Source organism: Caballeronia glathei (assembly GCF_000698595.1).
GTDB classification, from domain to species: Bacteria; Pseudomonadota; Gammaproteobacteria; order Burkholderiales; family Burkholderiaceae; genus Caballeronia; species Caballeronia glathei.
Genome location: NZ_JFHC01000042.1, coordinates 25,510 through 41,772 on the forward strand (window position 1 = coordinate 25,510; position 16,263 = coordinate 41,772).

The 16,263-nt window shown below is 66.2% G+C and carries 15 protein-coding genes and 1 tRNA gene; 14 read left to right on the forward strand and 2 right to left on the reverse strand.

Going from position 1 to position 16,263, the window contains the following annotated elements:
• Positions 1-13: 13 nt before the first annotated feature.
• The 14 genes from def to BG61_RS23860 all read left to right on the forward strand — a co-directional run bounded on the left by def (position 14) and on the right by BG61_RS23860 (position 12,717).
• Positions 14-517, forward strand: coding sequence for a peptide deformylase (gene def / locus BG61_RS23795; protein ID WP_035933682.1), 504 nt, complete (start codon positions 14-16; stop codon positions 515-517).
• 40 nt (positions 518-557) lie between these two features.
• Entirely contained in the window at positions 558-1,544 is a 987-nt protein-coding gene (gene fmt, locus BG61_RS23800) for a methionyl-tRNA formyltransferase (protein WP_035933679.1), read from the forward strand.
• A 78-nt stretch (positions 1,545-1,622) separates the two neighbouring features.
• Positions 1,623-2,267, forward strand: a complete 645-nt coding sequence (locus tag BG61_RS23805; protein ID WP_035933677.1) for a LysE family translocator — start codon at positions 1,623-1,625, stop codon at positions 2,265-2,267.
• A 115-nt stretch (positions 2,268-2,382) separates the two neighbouring features.
• Positions 2,383-3,237, forward strand: coding sequence for a zinc metalloprotease HtpX (gene htpX / locus BG61_RS23810; RefSeq protein ID WP_035933674.1), 855 nt, complete (start codon positions 2,383-2,385; stop codon positions 3,235-3,237).
• A gap of 255 nt (positions 3,238-3,492) precedes the next feature.
• On the forward strand, positions 3,493-4,974 hold the full coding sequence (rsmB, locus tag BG61_RS23815) for a 16S rRNA (cytosine(967)-C(5))-methyltransferase RsmB (protein ID WP_035933672.1): 1,482 nt from the start codon (positions 3,493-3,495) through the stop codon (positions 4,972-4,974).
• On the forward strand, positions 4,971-5,567 hold the full coding sequence (locus BG61_RS23820) for a DUF4390 domain-containing protein (protein WP_035933669.1): 597 nt from the start codon (positions 4,971-4,973) through the stop codon (positions 5,565-5,567). The genes rsmB and BG61_RS23820 overlap by 4 nt, the downstream gene beginning before the upstream one ends.
• A 22-nt stretch (positions 5,568-5,589) precedes the next feature.
• On the forward strand, positions 5,590-7,983 hold the full coding sequence (locus BG61_RS23825; RefSeq protein ID WP_035933668.1) for a sensor histidine kinase: 2,394 nt from the start codon (positions 5,590-5,592) through the stop codon (positions 7,981-7,983).
• Entirely contained in the window at positions 7,984-8,697 is a 714-nt protein-coding gene (esaR, locus tag BG61_RS23830) for a response regulator transcription factor EsaR (RefSeq protein WP_035933666.1), read from the forward strand.
• Between the two features lie 87 nt (positions 8,698-8,784).
• A tRNA-Phe gene (locus BG61_RS23835) sits at positions 8,785-8,860 on the forward strand.
• Positions 8,861-9,234: 374 nt separating this feature from the next.
• The gene (gene queC, locus BG61_RS23840; RefSeq protein WP_035933663.1) at positions 9,235-9,969 is read left to right on the forward strand and encodes a 7-cyano-7-deazaguanine synthase QueC; all 735 of its coding nucleotides are present in this window, start codon (positions 9,235-9,237) and stop codon (positions 9,967-9,969) included.
• A gap of 26 nt (positions 9,970-9,995) precedes the next feature.
• On the forward strand, positions 9,996-10,628 hold the full coding sequence (gene queE / locus BG61_RS23845) for a 7-carboxy-7-deazaguanine synthase (protein WP_035933662.1): 633 nt from the start codon (positions 9,996-9,998) through the stop codon (positions 10,626-10,628).
• Between the two features lie 20 nt (positions 10,629-10,648).
• Positions 10,649-11,095, forward strand: a complete 447-nt coding sequence (gene queD / locus BG61_RS23850) for a 6-carboxytetrahydropterin synthase QueD (RefSeq protein WP_035933660.1) — start codon at positions 10,649-10,651, stop codon at positions 11,093-11,095.
• A gap of 153 nt (positions 11,096-11,248) precedes the next feature.
• Complete coding sequence (locus BG61_RS23855; protein WP_035933658.1) at positions 11,249-12,031, forward strand: HpcH/HpaI aldolase family protein; 783 nt, start codon at positions 11,249-11,251, stop codon at positions 12,029-12,031.
• Complete coding sequence (locus BG61_RS23860; RefSeq protein WP_035933656.1) at positions 12,028-12,717, forward strand: tetratricopeptide repeat protein; 690 nt, start codon at positions 12,028-12,030, stop codon at positions 12,715-12,717. Before BG61_RS23855 ends, BG61_RS23860 begins: the two co-directional genes overlap by 4 nt.
• Before the next feature lie 109 nt (positions 12,718-12,826).
• Here BG61_RS23860 and rodA read toward each other — a convergent pair whose 3' ends face one another.
• Positions 12,827-13,975: a rod shape-determining protein RodA gene (gene rodA / locus BG61_RS23865; protein ID WP_035933862.1), complete on the reverse strand. Its 1,149-nt coding sequence runs from the start codon at positions 13,973-13,975 to the stop codon at positions 12,827-12,829.
• Between the two features lie 12 nt (positions 13,976-13,987).
• A complete protein-coding gene (gene mrdA / locus BG61_RS23870) occupies positions 13,988-16,243 on the reverse strand; it encodes a penicillin-binding protein 2 (RefSeq protein WP_035933653.1) in 2,256 nt (751 codons plus the stop codon).
• Positions 16,244-16,263 lie beyond the last annotated feature (20 nt).

Consider the following 16,263-nt stretch of genomic DNA (forward strand, 5'->3'; position numbering starts at 1 on the left):
GATAATCCGAAACATGGCTCTGCTCAAAATACTCAACTACCCGGACAAGCGGCTGAACAAGGTGGCGAAACCCGTTGCAGCCGTCGATGACCGCATTCGCAAGCTCGTTGCCGACATGGCCGAGACGATGTACGCGGCGCCCGGCGTCGGGCTCGCGGCCACGCAGGTGGACGCGCATGAACGCGTGATCGTGATCGACGTGTCGGATGCGCACGACGAATTGCAGGTCTTCATCAATCCGGAAATCGTCTGGTCGAGCGAAACCAGGAAGGAATGGGAAGAAGGCTGCCTCTCGGTGCCCGGCATCTACGACTTCGTGGAGCGGCCCGAAAAAGTGCGCGTGAAGGCGCTGAACGAGAAAGGCGAGACCTTCGAGATCGACTGCGACGGGCTGCTCGCCGTGTGCATCCAGCACGAAATGGATCATCTGGAAGGTCACGTGTTCGTCGAATACTTGTCGCAGCTGAAGCAGACGCGTATCCGCGGCAAGATGAAGAAGCTCGAAAAGGCGCTGTGAGGCGCTTTTTGTCCCACGTTTTCGCAGGCTGCCCCACCCGATGACCCAATCGCTGCGCGTCGTTTTCGCCGGAACGCCGGAATTTGCCGCCGCCGCGCTCGCGGCAGTCCATGCGGCCGGATTTGCCGTTCCGCTCGTGCTCACCCAGCCGGACCGGCCCGCCGGGCGCGGCATGAAGCTGACGGCGAGCCCGGTGAAGCGTTTTGCGGTGGAACAGGGGATCGACGTCGCGCAGCCGCCGTCGCTGCGTCGCAACGGGAAGTATCCGGAAGACGCGGCCAGGGCGATCGACCTGCTGCGCGCGACACCCCACGACGTCATGGTCGTGGCCGCCTATGGGCTGATCCTGCCGCAGGAAGTGCTCGATATCGCGCCGCACGGGGCGATCAACATCCACGGATCGCTGCTGCCGCGCTGGCGCGGTGCCGCGCCGATCCATCGCGCGATCGAGGCGGGCGACACCGAAACCGGCATCACGCTGATGCAGATGGACGCCGGGCTCGACACGGGTCCGATGATCCGCGATGCGCGCATCCCGATTCTCCCGAACGACACCACCGGCACGCTGCACGACCGGCTTGCGCAGCTCGGGGCGGAACTCGTCGTAGAGGGGCTGCGCGATCTGGAGCGTGACGGCCGGCTGCCGTCCACGCCGCAGCCGGCGGAGGGCGCGACCTACGCCGAGAAGATCGCCAAGCACGAGGCCGCGCTCGACTGGCGCCGTCCCGCCGACGTGCTCGCCCGCCAGATCCGCGCGTTCGATCCGTTTCCGGGCGCGTTCGGCACGCTCGACGGCGTCGCGGTGAAGATATGGGCGGGGCAGGCGCTGGCGTCGGCGGCAGGGGCGCAGCCGGGCACGATCGTCGATGTCGGGCCGGACGGCGTGGTCGTCGCGTGCGGCGAGGGTGCGCTGCGGCTCACTCAGCTGCAAAAGCCCGGCGGCAAGCGCCTGCCGGCGCGCGAATTTCTTGCCGGAGCGCAACTCGCGAGCGGCCAGCGGTTTCAGGAGGGGTTGCCGGCCGCCTGACGCGCGCGGACGGCGTGCGCGCGCTTGCCCAAGCGCTAAAATGAAAGGCTCTGATTACGCGTCTGTCCGGAGTCACCGATGCTCGGCATTACCAGCTTCACCCTGTTCCTCGTCGCCGTTTTCCTGCTGAACGTGACGCCGGGTCCCGACACCGCTTACATCGTCGGACGCAGCGTCGCGCAAGGCCGTGGCGCGGGCATCGTCTCCGCGCTCGGCATTTCCGCCGGCTGCATCGTGCACACGCTCGCCTGCGCCTTCGGCCTGACGGCGCTTCTGGCTGCCTCGGCCACCGCGTTCACGGTCATCAAGGTCGCCGGTGCGATTTATCTGATTTATCTCGGCGTGCGCCTCATGCTGGCGAAACCCGATTCCAATGCCGCCGCAACTGCCGAAATCAGCGCCAAAGCCGCGCCCAAGCCGCTGCGGCAGCTTTTCGCGCAGGGATTCATCACGAACGTGCTGAACCCGAAGGTCGTGCTGTTCTTCGTGTCGTTCTTTCCGCAGTTCGTCGTCGCCGACAGCCCCCACAAGGTGCCCGCGTTCCTCACGCTCGGGCTCGTCTTCATCTTGATGAGCACGGTCTGGAACGGTTTAGTCGCGTGGATCGCGGGCAGCGTGACGCAGCGCTTCTCGGGCAAGCCGGGTATCAAGGCGTGGTTCGACCGGGGTGTCGGCGGCGCGTTCGTCGGACTCGGCATCAAACTCGCCACGTCACACAGGTGATTGAATTATTGCGGGATGCCCCTATCTAACATTTTGCTTACAATCATGGGCCGGGGGTGGACCCCGGCCCATTCGCGCGGGACGCGCTACTGATATAGGGTGAGGAGTTCAAGACATGTTCAACTGGGTCAAAACCGCGATGCTGATGGCAGCGATCACGGCCCTTTTTGTCGTGATCGGCGGGATGATAGGCGGGTCGAAGGGAATGATGCTCGCGCTGCTCATCGCGCTCGGCATGAATTTCTTTTCGTACTGGTTCTCCGACAAGATGGTGCTGCGCATGTACAACGCGCAGGAAGTCGACGAAACCAGCGCGCCGCAGTTCTACCGGATGGTGCGCGACCTCGCGGCGCGCGCCCAGTTGCCGATGCCGCGCGTCTACCTGATCAACGAAGACGCGCCGAACGCGTTCGCCACCGGCCGTAACCCGGAGCACGCGGCCGTCGCGGCCACGACGGGAATCCTGCGCGTGCTCTCGGAGCGTGAACTGCGCGGCGTGATGGCGCACGAGCTTGCGCACGTGAAGCATCGCGACATCCTGATTTCGACCGTCTCGGCGACGATGGCGGGCGCGATCTCGGCGATCGCGAACTTCGCGATGTTCTTCGGCGGCCGCGATGATGAAGGCCGTCCGTCGAATCCGATCGCAAGCATCGCGGTGGCGATCCTCGCGCCGATCGCGGGCGCGCTGATCCAGATGGCGATTTCGCGGGCACGCGAGTTCGAAGCCGACCGCGGCGGCGCGCAGATTTCCGGCGATCCGCAGGCGCTCGCGAGCGCGCTGGAGAAGATCCACGCCTACGCGTCCGGTGTGCCGTTCCCGACGGCCGAGGCGCATCCGGCCACGGCACAGATGATGATCATGAATCCTCTGTCGGGCGGGACGATCGCGAACCTGTTCTCGACACACCCGGCCACGGAAGAGCGCGTCGCCCGGCTGATGGAGATGGCGCGGACCGGGCGCATATAACAGGCGGCACGCAGCAGCAAGAGCCGTTCGGGGTCGCCCCGAACGGCTTTTTTCATACCCGGGCTGGATCGAAGCGCCGCCGGTGCATGCTCGTCGTCCCGGCCAGCAGCGGCGCCACCAACCGCCGTCCCGCTGCCTCTTTCCGCGAGCCGCCGCATGTCCCGGGCGCCCGCTTCCTGCGGCCTTTCCCACGCAAGTTACAATGCCTCGTTTGTGCGAGCCGGCATTTTGCCGCTCGAACGCCTTCGCTCCGACATGACCGACAAGCCTTCCCGGCGCCGCGCCCCCTCATCGGCAGGCGCGGCGAGTGCGTCGACCGACGCCCGCCTCAGCACGCTGCACCTCGCCCCCGACTCGCTCGCCTTCGCACTTGACGGCGCCGCGCAGGCGGTCGGCGCGGTGCGCGCGGGCGCGGCGCTGCCCGCCGCGCTGCAGACCGTGCTCGCGTCGTCGGGCCACCATGCGGCGCGCGGCGCCACGCAGGACATTGCGTATCGCACGATGCGGCGTCTCGCCGTCGCCGACGCCCTGCAGCACAAGCTGGTGCGCAAGGGGCCGCCGCCGCACGTCGCGAACGTGCTGGCCTGCGCGTTCGCGCTGCTCGTCGACGACGAAGCGCACGCCGCCTACACGCCGTTCACCGTTGTCGACCAGGCGGTCAACGCGGTCGGCGCCCGCCGTGAATTCGCGTTCGCGCGGGGGCTGGTCAACGCGGTGCTGCGCAATTTTCTGCGCGAGCGTGAAACGCTGCTCGCCGAGGCCCGGCAGGACCCGGTCGCGCGCTGGAACTATCCGGCGTGGTGGATCGACGCCGTGAAGCGCGGCCAGCCCGGCGCGTGGGAAAGCATTCTCGAAGCAGGCAACCGGCAGGGCCCGCTGACGCTGCGCGTGAACGCGCGGCGCACGAGCGTCCCGGAGTATCTCGATACCCTGAAGGCCGCCCACATCGACGCGCTCGCCGCCGGCGAACGCGCAGTTCGCCTGCAAACGCCAATGCCGGTGGACAGAATCCCCGGCTTCAGCGAAGGCGTCGTTTCCGTGCAGGATTCGGGCGCGCAACTCGCCGCGCAGCTGCTCGGCGCGAAGGACGGCATGCGGGTGCTCGACGCATGCGCCGCGCCCGGCGGCAAGACCGGTCATGTGCTGGAACTGGCGAATGTCGAATTGATTGCGCTCGAAAGCGACGTGCAACGCGCGGGCCGCATCAGGGAGAACCTCGAGCGGCTCGGGCTGGAAGCGGAAATCCGCGTGGGAGATGCGGGCGACCCGTCCGGCTGGTCCGACGGCGATCCGTTCGACCGTATCCTCGCCGACGTGCCGTGCTCGGCATCCGGGATCGTGCGGCGCCATCCGGATATCCGGTGGCTGCGCCGGCCGTCGGACATCGCAGCGCTCGTCGCCGAGCAGCGGCGGATTCTCGCGGCGCTGTGGCCGCTCGTCGCGACAGGCGGCGAGTTGCTCTACGTTACGTGCTCGATCTTCCCCGAAGAGGGCGAGTTGCAGGCGCAGTGGTTTGGAGCGGTGCACGAAGATGCGGTACGATTGGACGCGCCGGGGCAATTGTTGCCGACGGCCGCCCGAGCGAGCGCCGGTCTCGTGCCGGATTCACCGGGTGGTTCAAATGCTGCAAATCCCGGTTCGGAGACGGCGCCTCCTGCCTGCACGACATCGAACCGGGAAGCAGAACCCTTCGCGGACCACGACGGATTCTTCTACGCGCGCTTTCAGAAACGGTGACGATCAAACGCTTTTTTCCGCTTCGGCACGCGGCAGTGGTCTGGACTGCGCTGGCTCTGTTCGTGAGCCTCGCCGCAGCCGATCCCGCACTGGCCGACACGATCGCCGTGCAGCGCGCGTCGCTGCAATCCGACGGCAGCGGCTGGAGCCTCGACGCCCGTTTCGAATTCGACCTCAACTCGAGCCTCGAAGATGCCGTCAACCGGGGGGTGCCGCTTTATTTCACGACCGACTTCAACCTCTCGCGTCCGCGCTGGTACTGGTTCGACGAGGAGCCGGTCAACGTGTCGCAGAGCATTCGGCTGTCGTTCCAGCCGCTCACGCGCGAGTACCGCGTGTCGACGGGCGGCCTGCAACTCGGTTTCAGCTCGCTCGAGGAAGCCCTCGCCGTGATCAAGCACGTAACCTCGTGGCACGTCATCGATCGCAATCAGGTGAAGCCCGGTGAGACCTATAACGCATCGGTGCGCATGCAGCTCGACATTGCGCTGATGCCCAAGCCCTTCCAGATCGACGCGGTGAACAACCGCGACTGGAGCCTCGCCTCCGACTGGAAGCGATTTACCTTCACGGCGGCAGAGCGTGCTAAATAAACTCCGCCGGCGTCGCACGAATATGAAGAGCTTCGTCGTTCGTTTGCTGGTTTCGACGGTCGCGGTCACGGCAGTGCTGCTGCTCGTGATGCTCGCGCTCGCCAGTGCAAACACCGAATTCTTCGACCGCTACTACTCGTGGCTGTACACCGCGAACGTCGCCGTCGCGGTGACGTTCATGCTGATCGTCGCGGGCCTGCTGCTGATCATCGTGTCGCGCGTGCGGCAGGGCAAGTTCGGCACGCGGCTGCTGGCCAAGCTCGCGTTCATTTTCGCGCTCGTCGGCGTCGTGCCGGGCGCGATCATCTACGTGGTGTCGTACCAGTTCGTGTCGCGCAGCATCGAGTCGTGGTTCGACGTGAACGTGGAAACCGCGCTCACGTCCGGCCTCAATCTTGGCCGCGGCATGCTGGATGCGTCGCTGTCGGATCTGCAGAACAAGGGCCGGCTGATGGCCGACCAGCTGTCGAGCGCCGATCAGACGAGCCTCACGCTCGCGCTGCTGCGCCTGCGCGACCAGTTCAACGTGCAGGACGCGACCATCGTCGAGCCGATGCGAAGCGGCGGAGGCACCGCGCCCGACGTGCGCGTGGTCGCGCAGGCGTCGAGCAACTTCGCGGCGCTCGTGCCCGACAACCTGCCGACGCCGCTCATGATCAATCAGGCGCGCCAGCGTCCGTACGGCGCGATCGAAGGCGAGGTCGACGGCGATGCCAGCGCGACCGGCCCGAAAGGCGCGCTGCGTCTGCGCGTGATCGTGATGATTCCGGATGCGTCGACCACCGAACTGCAGCCCGTCGAGCGCTTCCTGCAGATCGAGCAGCCCGTGAGCCAGGCGCTCGCGCACAACGCGGACGCCGTGCAGCGCGCGTACCGCGAGTATCAGGAGAAGCGCCTCGGGCGCACCGGCTTGCGCAAGATGTACATCGGCACGCTGACGCTCGCGCTCTTTCTCGCAACTTTCATCGCGATGATGCTTGCGCTCGCGCTCGGCAATCAGCTCGCGCGGCCCCTCTTTCTGCTCGCGCAAGGCACGAAGGAGGTGGCCGAAGGCGACTACACGCCCAAACGCGAGGTGAAATCGCGCGACGAACTCGGCTTTCTCACGCAGTCGTTCAACGCGATGACCCGGCAGTTGTCCGAAGCGCGCGCCGCCGTGGAAAACAACCGCATCGCGCTCGAGCACTCGAAGGCCTATCTCGAAAGTATTCTGGCCAACCTGACAGCGGGCGTGTTCGTATTCGACCGGCAATTCCGCCTGACGACCGCCAACCGCGGCGCCGAGCGCATTTTCCGCCAGCCGTTCAGCGCGTCGCTGAACATGCCGCTCGAACAGATCGGCGTGCTCGCCGACTTCGGCGCCATGGTGCGCAAGGCGTTCGCCGACCGCGACGCGGCCTCGATCGGTAGCGGCCAGCCGGTCGGCGACCGCGGGCACTGGCAGCAGCAGCTCGCCGTGGCCGTGCCGGGCGAAAACGATCCGCTGACGCTGCTCGTGCGCGGCACGCAGTTGCTGAGCGCGACCGAAAGCGATTCGGAAGATGCCGAGACGACCGGCTACGTCGTCGTCTTCGACGATATCTCCGATGTCATCTCGGCGCAGCGCTCCGTCGCGTGGGGCGAGGTGGCGCGGCGCCTCGCGCACGAGATCAAGAATCCGCTCACGCCGATCCAGCTGTCCGCCGAGCGCCTGCAAATGAAGCTCACGGACAAGCTCGCGCCGCACGACGCCGACGTGTTGAAGCGCGGCGCCACGACCATCGTGAACCAGGTGCAGGCGATGAAGCAGATGGTCGACGACTTCCGCGAATACGCGCGCACGCCGCCCGCGGTGCTCGGCAACCTGCAGCTGAACGATCTCGTGGGCGAAGTGCTGACGCTGTACGGCATCGAGGAAGGCAAGAGTTCGATCGCGATCGATCTCGCGAAACTCCCCGTGATTCGCGGCGACGCGACGCAGCTTCGCCAGGTGATACACAACCTGCTGCAAAACGCGCAGGACGCGGTGGCCGAAGTGGCGGAGCCGCGCGTGCTGCTCGAAACGAGGACAGTAGAATATGGCGACCCCGATGCATCCGGCCGGGCGCGCGTGGCGGTGCGCCTGACGGTGTCGGACAATGGTCCGGGCTTTCCCGCGCGCATCCTTTCGCGCGCGTTCGAACCTTACGTGACGACGAAGGCGAAAGGCACGGGCCTGGGTCTTGCAACGGTGAAGAAAATCGTGGACGAGCATGGCGCTCGCATCGATATTCGCAATCGTTCGAAGGCGCCCGACGTGATCGAAGGCGCGCAGATATCGATATTGTTCCTGCAGCTCGCGGAAGATGCCGCTCAGCCGGGCGGTACGCCGCCGGCGGCGAGTGCGGCGGCGAGCCACGGAACGACAAAAGCAACAGTGCAGACAAGGGCAGCGTAAATGGCAACCATCCTGGTGGTAGACGACGAAATGGGGATCCGGGAATTGCTCTCGGAAATCCTGAGCGACGAGGGGCATGTGGTGGAGGCGGCGGAGAACGCGCAGCAGGCGCGCGACTATCGCCTGCGTCAGGCGCCCGATCTCGTCCTGCTCGACATCTGGATGCCCGATACCGACGGCGTGACTCTCCTCAAGGAGTGGGCCGCGCAGGGCAAGCTCACGATGCCGGTCATCATGATGTCGGGCCACGCAACCATCGACACGGCCGTCGAAGCGACGAAGATCGGTGCGCTCAATTTCCTCGAGAAGCCGATCGCACTGCAAAAGCTGCTGAAGGCCGTCGAACAGGGGCTCGCGCACGGCACCGCGGCGCCGCCCGTCGTCGCGGCGGCGAAGCCGGCGTCGCCCGCGGGCGGGGCTGGCGTGCCGGCGTCGGCGGCGTTGCCGACGGCGTTGTCGCTCAACGCGTCGGGCGAGCCGGGCGCGAGCGGCGCGGGGCAGGGTCAGGCGGGGCAGTCGGCGTCCATCTCCTTCGACATCCCGCTGCGCGATGCACGCGACGCGTTCGAGCGCGCGTACTTCGAATATCACCTCGCGCGGGAGAACGGCAGCATGACGCGCGTGGCGGAAAAGACGGGGCTCGAGCGCACGCACCTGTACCGTAAGCTCAAGCAGCTCGGCGTCGATCTCGGCAAGAACAAGAGCGATGCCTGAGCGCGCTCAGGCATCGCTCGATTTTAGGAAAATTGCCCAAAAGGGCTTGAGGGGCAGAATCCCGTTTGATATACTTTCGTTCTTCGTGGCCCGGTAGCTCAGTTGGTAGAGCAGCGGATTGAAAATCCGCGTGTCGATGGTTCGATTCCGTCCCAGGCCACCACAGTTGCAAGCAGGCCCGGAAACCGAGAGGTTTCCGGGCCTTTTACGTTGTGCAGGCGCTTAAAGGGCGGCCAGAGTTGGCAAGAGCGGGGTGGCGTGACGGCGGGCGGTTCGGCAAGCCGCATGCCTCGCATGCTAAAATGCGTGTCCGTTCAAGGACTTGCCGCGTTCGGCCCGCAAGTCCTTTTTTGTTTTCGCTGATTTCGGCGCCTCGGGGGCTCGGTCAGCGGGTGGGTGTGGCGAGGGTATCGGCGGTATAAGCGCCGCTCGAGCCTGCGCGAAAAGCGGCCCTCTATACTGAAAAGTGCCGGCTCTCACCGGCCGCGCGGCGCGCATGCCGGCGCGCCACATCAGCCTCACTCACGGAGTTTCACGGTGACTCGGACAGACGCTAAGGACAGCGCACTCGTGCTGTTTTCCGGCGGCCAGGACTCGGCCACGTGCCTTGCCTGGGCACTCGAACGCTACAGGACAGTCGAGACGCTCGGCTTCGATTACGGCCAGCGGCATCGCGTGGAACTGGAGTGTCGCGACGGGTTTCGCGCGGCGGTCTCGCGGGCGTTTCCGCAGTGGGCCGGGCGGCTCGGCGAAGATCACATGATCGATCTGTCGGTGCTCGGCGCCATCAGCGACACTGCGATGACCCGCGAAATCGAGATCGAAGCGACGGCGAACGGCCTGCCGAACACCTTCGTGCCGGGCCGCAACCTGATGTTCATGACGATCGCGGCGGCGATCGCGTATCGGCGGGGGCTGAAGGTGCTGGTCGGCGGGATGTGCGAAACGGACTTCTCGGGCTATCCCGATTGCCGCGACGACACGATGAAGGCGCTGCAGGTCACGCTCAATCTCGGCATGCAGACGCGCTACTCGCTCGAGACGCCGCTGATGTGGCTCGACAAGGCCGACACCTGGCGCCTCGCCGAGCAGCTCGGCGGCGACACGCTCGTCGAGCTGATCCGTGTTGAAACACATACGTGCTACGTTGGCGAGCGCGCCGAGCTGCACGAGTGGGGCTTCGGCTGCGGCCAGTGCCCTGCGTGCAAGCTGCGCAAGCGCGGCTTCGAAGCGTATCGCGCGGGCGAGCAGGTCACGACCGAACCGGTCTGAATATTTTTGGGAACGACACAGCCGTCATGACGTACGCGGTCAAGGAAATCTTCTACACGCTGCAGGGCGAGGGCGCGAACGCCGGGCGCCCCGCCGTGTTCTGCCGCTTCGCCGGCTGCAACCTCTGGTCCGGCCGCGAGGAAGACCGCGCCGAAGCCGTCTGCCGCTTCTGCGACACCGATTTCGTCGGCACCGACGGCGAGAACGGCGGCAAGTACCGCACGCCCGCGGATCTCGTCGCGATGATCGCGTCGCTGTGGCCCGAGGGCGAGGCGCACCGATTTGTCGTGTGCACGGGCGGCGAGCCGATGCTGCAGATCGACCAGCCGTTCGTCGATGCGCTGCACGAAGCGGGCTTCGAGATCGCGATCGAGACGAACGGCTCGCTGCCTGTGCTCGACACGATCGACTGGATCTGCGTGAGCCCGAAAGCGGATGCGCCGCTCGTCGTGACGAAGGGCAACGAGCTGAAAGTGATCGTGCCGCAGGAGAACCAGCGTCTTGCCGATTACGCGAAGCTCGACTTCGACTATTTCCTCGTCCAGCCGATGGACGGCGCGTCGCGCGATATCAACACCAGACTTGCGATCGACTGGTGCAAGCGCCATCCGCAGTGGCGCCTGTCGATGCAGACCCACAAGTACCTGAATATTCCCTGATCCGAAACGATTGAGCCGACGTGCAGACGATTACCCGAAAACTCGAATTCGATGCGGGCCACCGCATCCCCGATCACCGCAGCCAGTGCCGTAACCTGCATGGCCATCGCTACGTGCTGGAGATTACGCTGCAGGGCGACCTCGTCGATACCGAGGGCGCGCCGGATCGCGGCATGGTGATGGATTTCGCCGACGTGAAATCGCTCGCGATGGAGCATCTGGTCAACAAGTGGGACCACGCGTTCCTCGTCTACGAAGGCGACGTGAAGGTGCGCGAATTCCTCGATTCGATGGCAGGACACAAGACGGTCGTGCTCGACCGTATTCCGACCGTCGAAAACATGGCGGCGGTCGCGTTCGACATCCTCGCCGGCGTGTACGACGCCCACTACGGCGTCAATCTCAAATTGAAGCGCGTGCGCCTCTACGAAACGCCGAACTGCTGGGCCGACGTCGAGCGCGGCTGATCCGCGCCGCGCGGCGCGTCCGGCGCCTCCGTTATTGTCACGGTATCATCGCCCGATAAGCCGCCTCCCGACCGGCGGCCATAACGGAGCGAGACCCATGCCGCCAGCCACCTTTCGACTTTCGCTCGACGCGGCTTCCCACGGAGCCGCGCGATGAGCACGTTTACCAATCCCCTCAAGCAGCATTTCGCCGAATCCGGCACGCTCTTCGGCCTGTGGCTTTCGCTCGGCAGCGCGGACGCGGCTGAAGCGCTCGCGCACGCCGGCTTCGACTGGCTTTGCATCGACATGGAGCACTCGGCGAACGACAGCCGCGACGTCATCGACCAGTTGCGCGCGATTGCTGCGGCGCATCTGCCGAGCGAGCCGATCGTGCGCGTGCCCGCGGCCGAAGGCTGGATCGTCAAGCGCGTGCTCGATGCGGGCGCGCGCACGCTGATGTTTCCGAACGTCGAATCGGCGGCGGATGCGCAACGCATCGTGCGGCTCACGCAATATCCGACCGCAGACGTGCGCGACGGCCTGCGCGGCGCCGCCGGCGCGGTGCGCGCCGCGGCCTACGGCATGCGCCGCGACTACATGACCACTGCCAACGCGCAGATCGCGACGATCGTCCAGATCGAGTCGGCGGCGGCGCTCGAAGCGGTCGACGCGATCGCGGCGACGCCGGGCATCGATTGCCTCTTCATCGGCCCGGCGGATCTCGCGGCAAGTCTCGGCCACCTCGGCGATTCGAAGCATCCGGACGTGCAGGCGGCGATCGACAGAGTCGTTGCCGCGGCGAAGCGCGCGGGCATCGCGAGCGGCATCTTCGCACTCGACGTCGCGAGCGCGCGGCAGTACGCGCAGGCGGGCATCAAGGTGATCGCGCTGGCATCGGACGCAATGTGGCTGTTGAAGGCGACGCGGCAGGCGCTGCAGGAGGCACGGACATGAACACGGCATGGCGATTGGGCGCCGCGGCGGCGTCGCTGGCATTGGCCGCGGCGCTGAGCGGCGCGGCGCAGGCGGATACGCCGCTCAAGTCGAGCGATCTCGCGACGCAGAACGCCGTCGCGAACTACAACGCGGGGAATTTCGTCGCGGCGCGCTCGGAGTTCCGTCGCGCGGCGCAAAAGGGCAGCCGCCTCGCCGAATTCAACTACGCGATGATGCTGCTGAACGGCGAGGGCGGCCCGGCCGACGTCGACGAAGGCAAGAAATGGCTGCGCCGCGCCGCCGATGCGAACATGACGCACGCGCAATACGTCTACGGCAAGATGTACGACGACGGGCAGTTCGTCGACAAGGATCCGGCCGAAGCGCATCGATGGTTCCTGCGCGCCGCGAGTCAGGGGCACGTGCAGGCGGAACTGGCACTCGCGAACCAGTTCCTCGACGGCCGGGGAACGGCGCGCGACAACGTGCAGGCGTTCGCCTGGTACAAGAAGGCGGCCGAGGGCGGCGACATGACCGCGCAATACGTGGCCGGCTCCTTCTACGAGCGCGGCGGCGATGGCGTCGAGCGCAATCTGAACGTCGCGCGGGCGTATTACGCGGCTGCCGCGGCGCAGGGCGATCCGGCCGCGAAGCTCAAATATCAGCAGCTCAGTGCCGAACTGGAGCGCAGCCGGCCGCAGTAGAACCGTCATGGATTTGCGCGGCCTCGCGCCGCGACTTTCCGGCCAATGACAAAAAGGCCGTTCCGGATGGCTCCGGAACGGCCTTTTTACTTGCCTCGCGCCTGCGCGTTCAGCTCTGCATCAGCCGCTTCTGCCGCGCGACGCTCATGATCAGGCCGACGGCGACGCCGAGCGTCGTCAGCGCCGTTCCACCGTAGCTCATGAACGGCAAGGGCACGCCCACCACCGGCAGAATGCCGCTCACCATCCCGATATTGACGAACGCATAGGTGAAGAACGCGAGCGTCAGCGATCCCGCCAGCAGCCGCCCGAACAGCGTCGCGCCGTTCGCGGCAATGTAGAGGCCGCGCGCAATCAGCGCCATGTAGAGGAACAGCAGGAAGAGGCCGCCCGCAAGCCCGAATTCCTCGGAAAACACCGCGAAGATGAAGTCGGTGTGCTTCTCGGGAATGAACTCGAGGTGAGCCTGCGTGCCCTGCAGCCAGCCCTTGCCGAGCGTGCCGCCCGAGCCGATCGCGATCACCGCCTGGATCGTGTGGAATCCCTTGCCGAGCGGGTCGGAGGTCGGGTCGAGCAGGGTGCAGATGCGGTGCTTCTGGTAGTCGTGCATCAAAGGCCAGTTCACGTCCGGCTGACAGATCCGGTCCTGGAACACCGCGACGCATGCAACCACGACCACGCCCGCCACCACCACCGGCACGAGCAACCTGAAGCTCAGACCCGCGAAATAGATGACGAAGAAGCCGGCCGCGAACACCAGCACGGCGGTGCCGAGGTCGGGCTGCTTCGCGATCAGGCCGACCGGCACCGCAAGGATGAGAAAGCCGACGATGTAATCCCACCAGCGAATCTGGCCTTCGCGCCGCTGGTAGTACCACGCGAGCATGAGCGGCATCGCGATCTTCATGATCTCCGATGGCTGGATCACCACGCCGACGTTCAGCCAGCGCTTTGCGCCCTTGCGCGTGAGCCCGAACGCGGCGACCGCGATCAGCAGCGCGACGCCGAATGTATAGAGCGGAACGGCGAAGCGCATGAGCGTCGGCGGCGGGATGTTGGCGAGAATCCACATCAGCCCGAACGTCAGCATGATGTTGCGCAACTGGTCCTCGACGCGGCCCGGCATGTCGAGACTCGCGCTGTAAAGCGTCACGATGCCGACGCACAGCAGCAGGAACACGATCAGCCCGAGCGGACGGTCGAAGCCCGCGAACATGCGCTTCGCACGGTCGAGCCAGGCGCGCTTGTCGAATTGCATCCCGATCTCCATTTACTCGTCGATGCCGCCGGTGGGCGTGTAGGTTTGAATGCCGTCGCGGCCGTCGCTGCGCGGGACAGCCGGGGCCGACGCGGCCGGCGGGCTCTTCGGTGCGCGCTTGCCGCCCGGCGCGGACGCCGGTGCCGGTGCCGCAGGCGCCGGGGCGACGCGCGCAGCCGGCCCCGAGGCGGCGGTCGCGGCCACGACCCGCGACGCCGCTTGCGCGGCTGCCGGACTGGACGCCGCCGCCGGTGAAAATGTCGCGGCCGACGCCGGCAGCGCGGCCTCGGCAGGCGTCTGCCCTTCGCCGATCACTGGCGCGCTGGCGTCCTGCGTCGCCGACGCGGCTGCCGCGACGGCCGCGGCCTGTGCGCCCGGCTTCAGGCGGTCGACGAGGTAGTAGTCGAGCACCTTGCGCGCGATCGGACCGGCCGCCTCCGCACCCCAGCCGCCGTTTTCGACGATCAGTGCAACCGCGATCGTCGGATGGTCGGCGGGCGCGAACGCGATGAAGAGCGCGTGGTCGCGCAGATGCTCGGCGATCGCGTGCCCCTTGTAGTTCGCGCCCTGCAGCGAATAGACCTGCGCCGTGCCGGTCTTGCCGGCCGCGACGTAAGGCGCGCCGACGAACACCTTCGCCGCCGTGCCGTTCGTCACGACGCCTTCCATCGCGCGCTTGATCACGTCGATGTCCTGCTGGCGCACGGCGATCTTGTCGCTGGCACCGCGCACGGTCGCGCGCATGTCCTTCGTGATCGGATTCTCGATGTCGCGCACGAGGTGCGGTTTCATCACGATGCCGTTGTTCGCGAGCGTCGCGGTCGCGTGCGCGAGCTGAAGGATCGTGAACGAGTTGTAGCCCTGGCCGATGCCGAGGCTGATCGTCTCGCCGTCATACCAGCGCTGCTGCTCAGGCTTGCGGTACGCCTTTCGCTTCCATTCGGTGGACGGCAGGATGCCGCGCGCCTCGCCCGAAATATCGATGCCGGTAATCTGGCCGAAGCCCCACGGCTTCATGAAGCCGGCCATCGCGTTCACGCCCAGATCGCGGGCGAGCATGTAGAAATAGGTGTCGTTCGACACGACGATCGCGCGATTCATGTCGACCCAGCCCTGGCCCGAACGCACGTCGTTGCGGAACGTGTGGCCGCCGAAGATGAAGTAGCCGGGATCCTGGAAGCCCCAGCCCGGCGTGCGCTTCTTGAGCGTGAGCGCCGCGAGCGCCATGAACGGCTTGTAAGTGGAGCCGGGCGGATAGGTGCCGTGCAGCGGCCGGTTCAAGAGCGGGTGGTCCGGCGAGTTGTTGAGCGCGTCCCAGTTCTGCTGGTCGATGCCGTCGACGAACGCATTCGGATCGAAGCTCGGTGCGGAAACGAACGCGAGCACGTCGCCCGTGGAGGGTTCGATCGCGACCAGTGCGCCCTTCTTGCCCGTGTAAGCCTGCTCGGCGACCTGCTGCAAGCCGATGTCGAGCGAGAGCACGAGATTGTTGCCGGGCGTCGCCTGCGTGCGCGACATGGTGCGCACCGGCCGGCCGCCAGCCGTCACTTCCACTTCCTCGAAGCCCGTCAGGCCGTGCAGTTCCGTCTCGTAACTCTGCTCGACGCCGATCTTGCCGACGTAGTCGGTGCCCTTGTAGTTGTTCGCGTCGAGCCGCGGGTCGTAATGTTCGGAATCGGCGTCGTTCTGGTCGCTGGCGGAGTCGATGCGCTCCTGGTCGCGCTGCGAAATCCGCCCGATATAGCCGATCACGTGCGCGGCCGTCGGTCCGAGCGGGTACTGGCGGAAGAGGCGCGCCCGCACCTCGACGCCCGGAAAGCGGAAGCGCTGCGCGGTGAAGCGCGCGACTTCCTCGTCGGTCAGGCGGGTGCGGATCGGCAGGCTCTCGAAATTCTTCGAATCTTCGAGCAGCTTCTTGAAGCGCCGGCGGTCGCGGGCATCGATCGACACGACTTGCGAGAGCGCGTCGATTTCCTCGTCGAGCGTGCCGCTGATCTTCGACGGCGTGATTTCCAGCGTGTAAGCCGAGTAGTTCTTCGCGAGGACGACGCCGTTGCGGTCGGTGATGATCCCCCGGTTCGGCACGATCGGCGCGACCGAAATGCGGTTCTCGTTCGCCTGCAGCGAGTATTTGCTGAAGTGCCAGACCTGGAGGTACAGAAAGCGCAGGCCGATCAGCCCGAAGCAGACGAACACGAACAGCCCCGCCGCCGCGACGCGCAGGCGGAATTTCGACAGCTGTTGTTCGGCGTTCTTGAATTCGGTCATGCAATGTTCGCGCTTGTGCG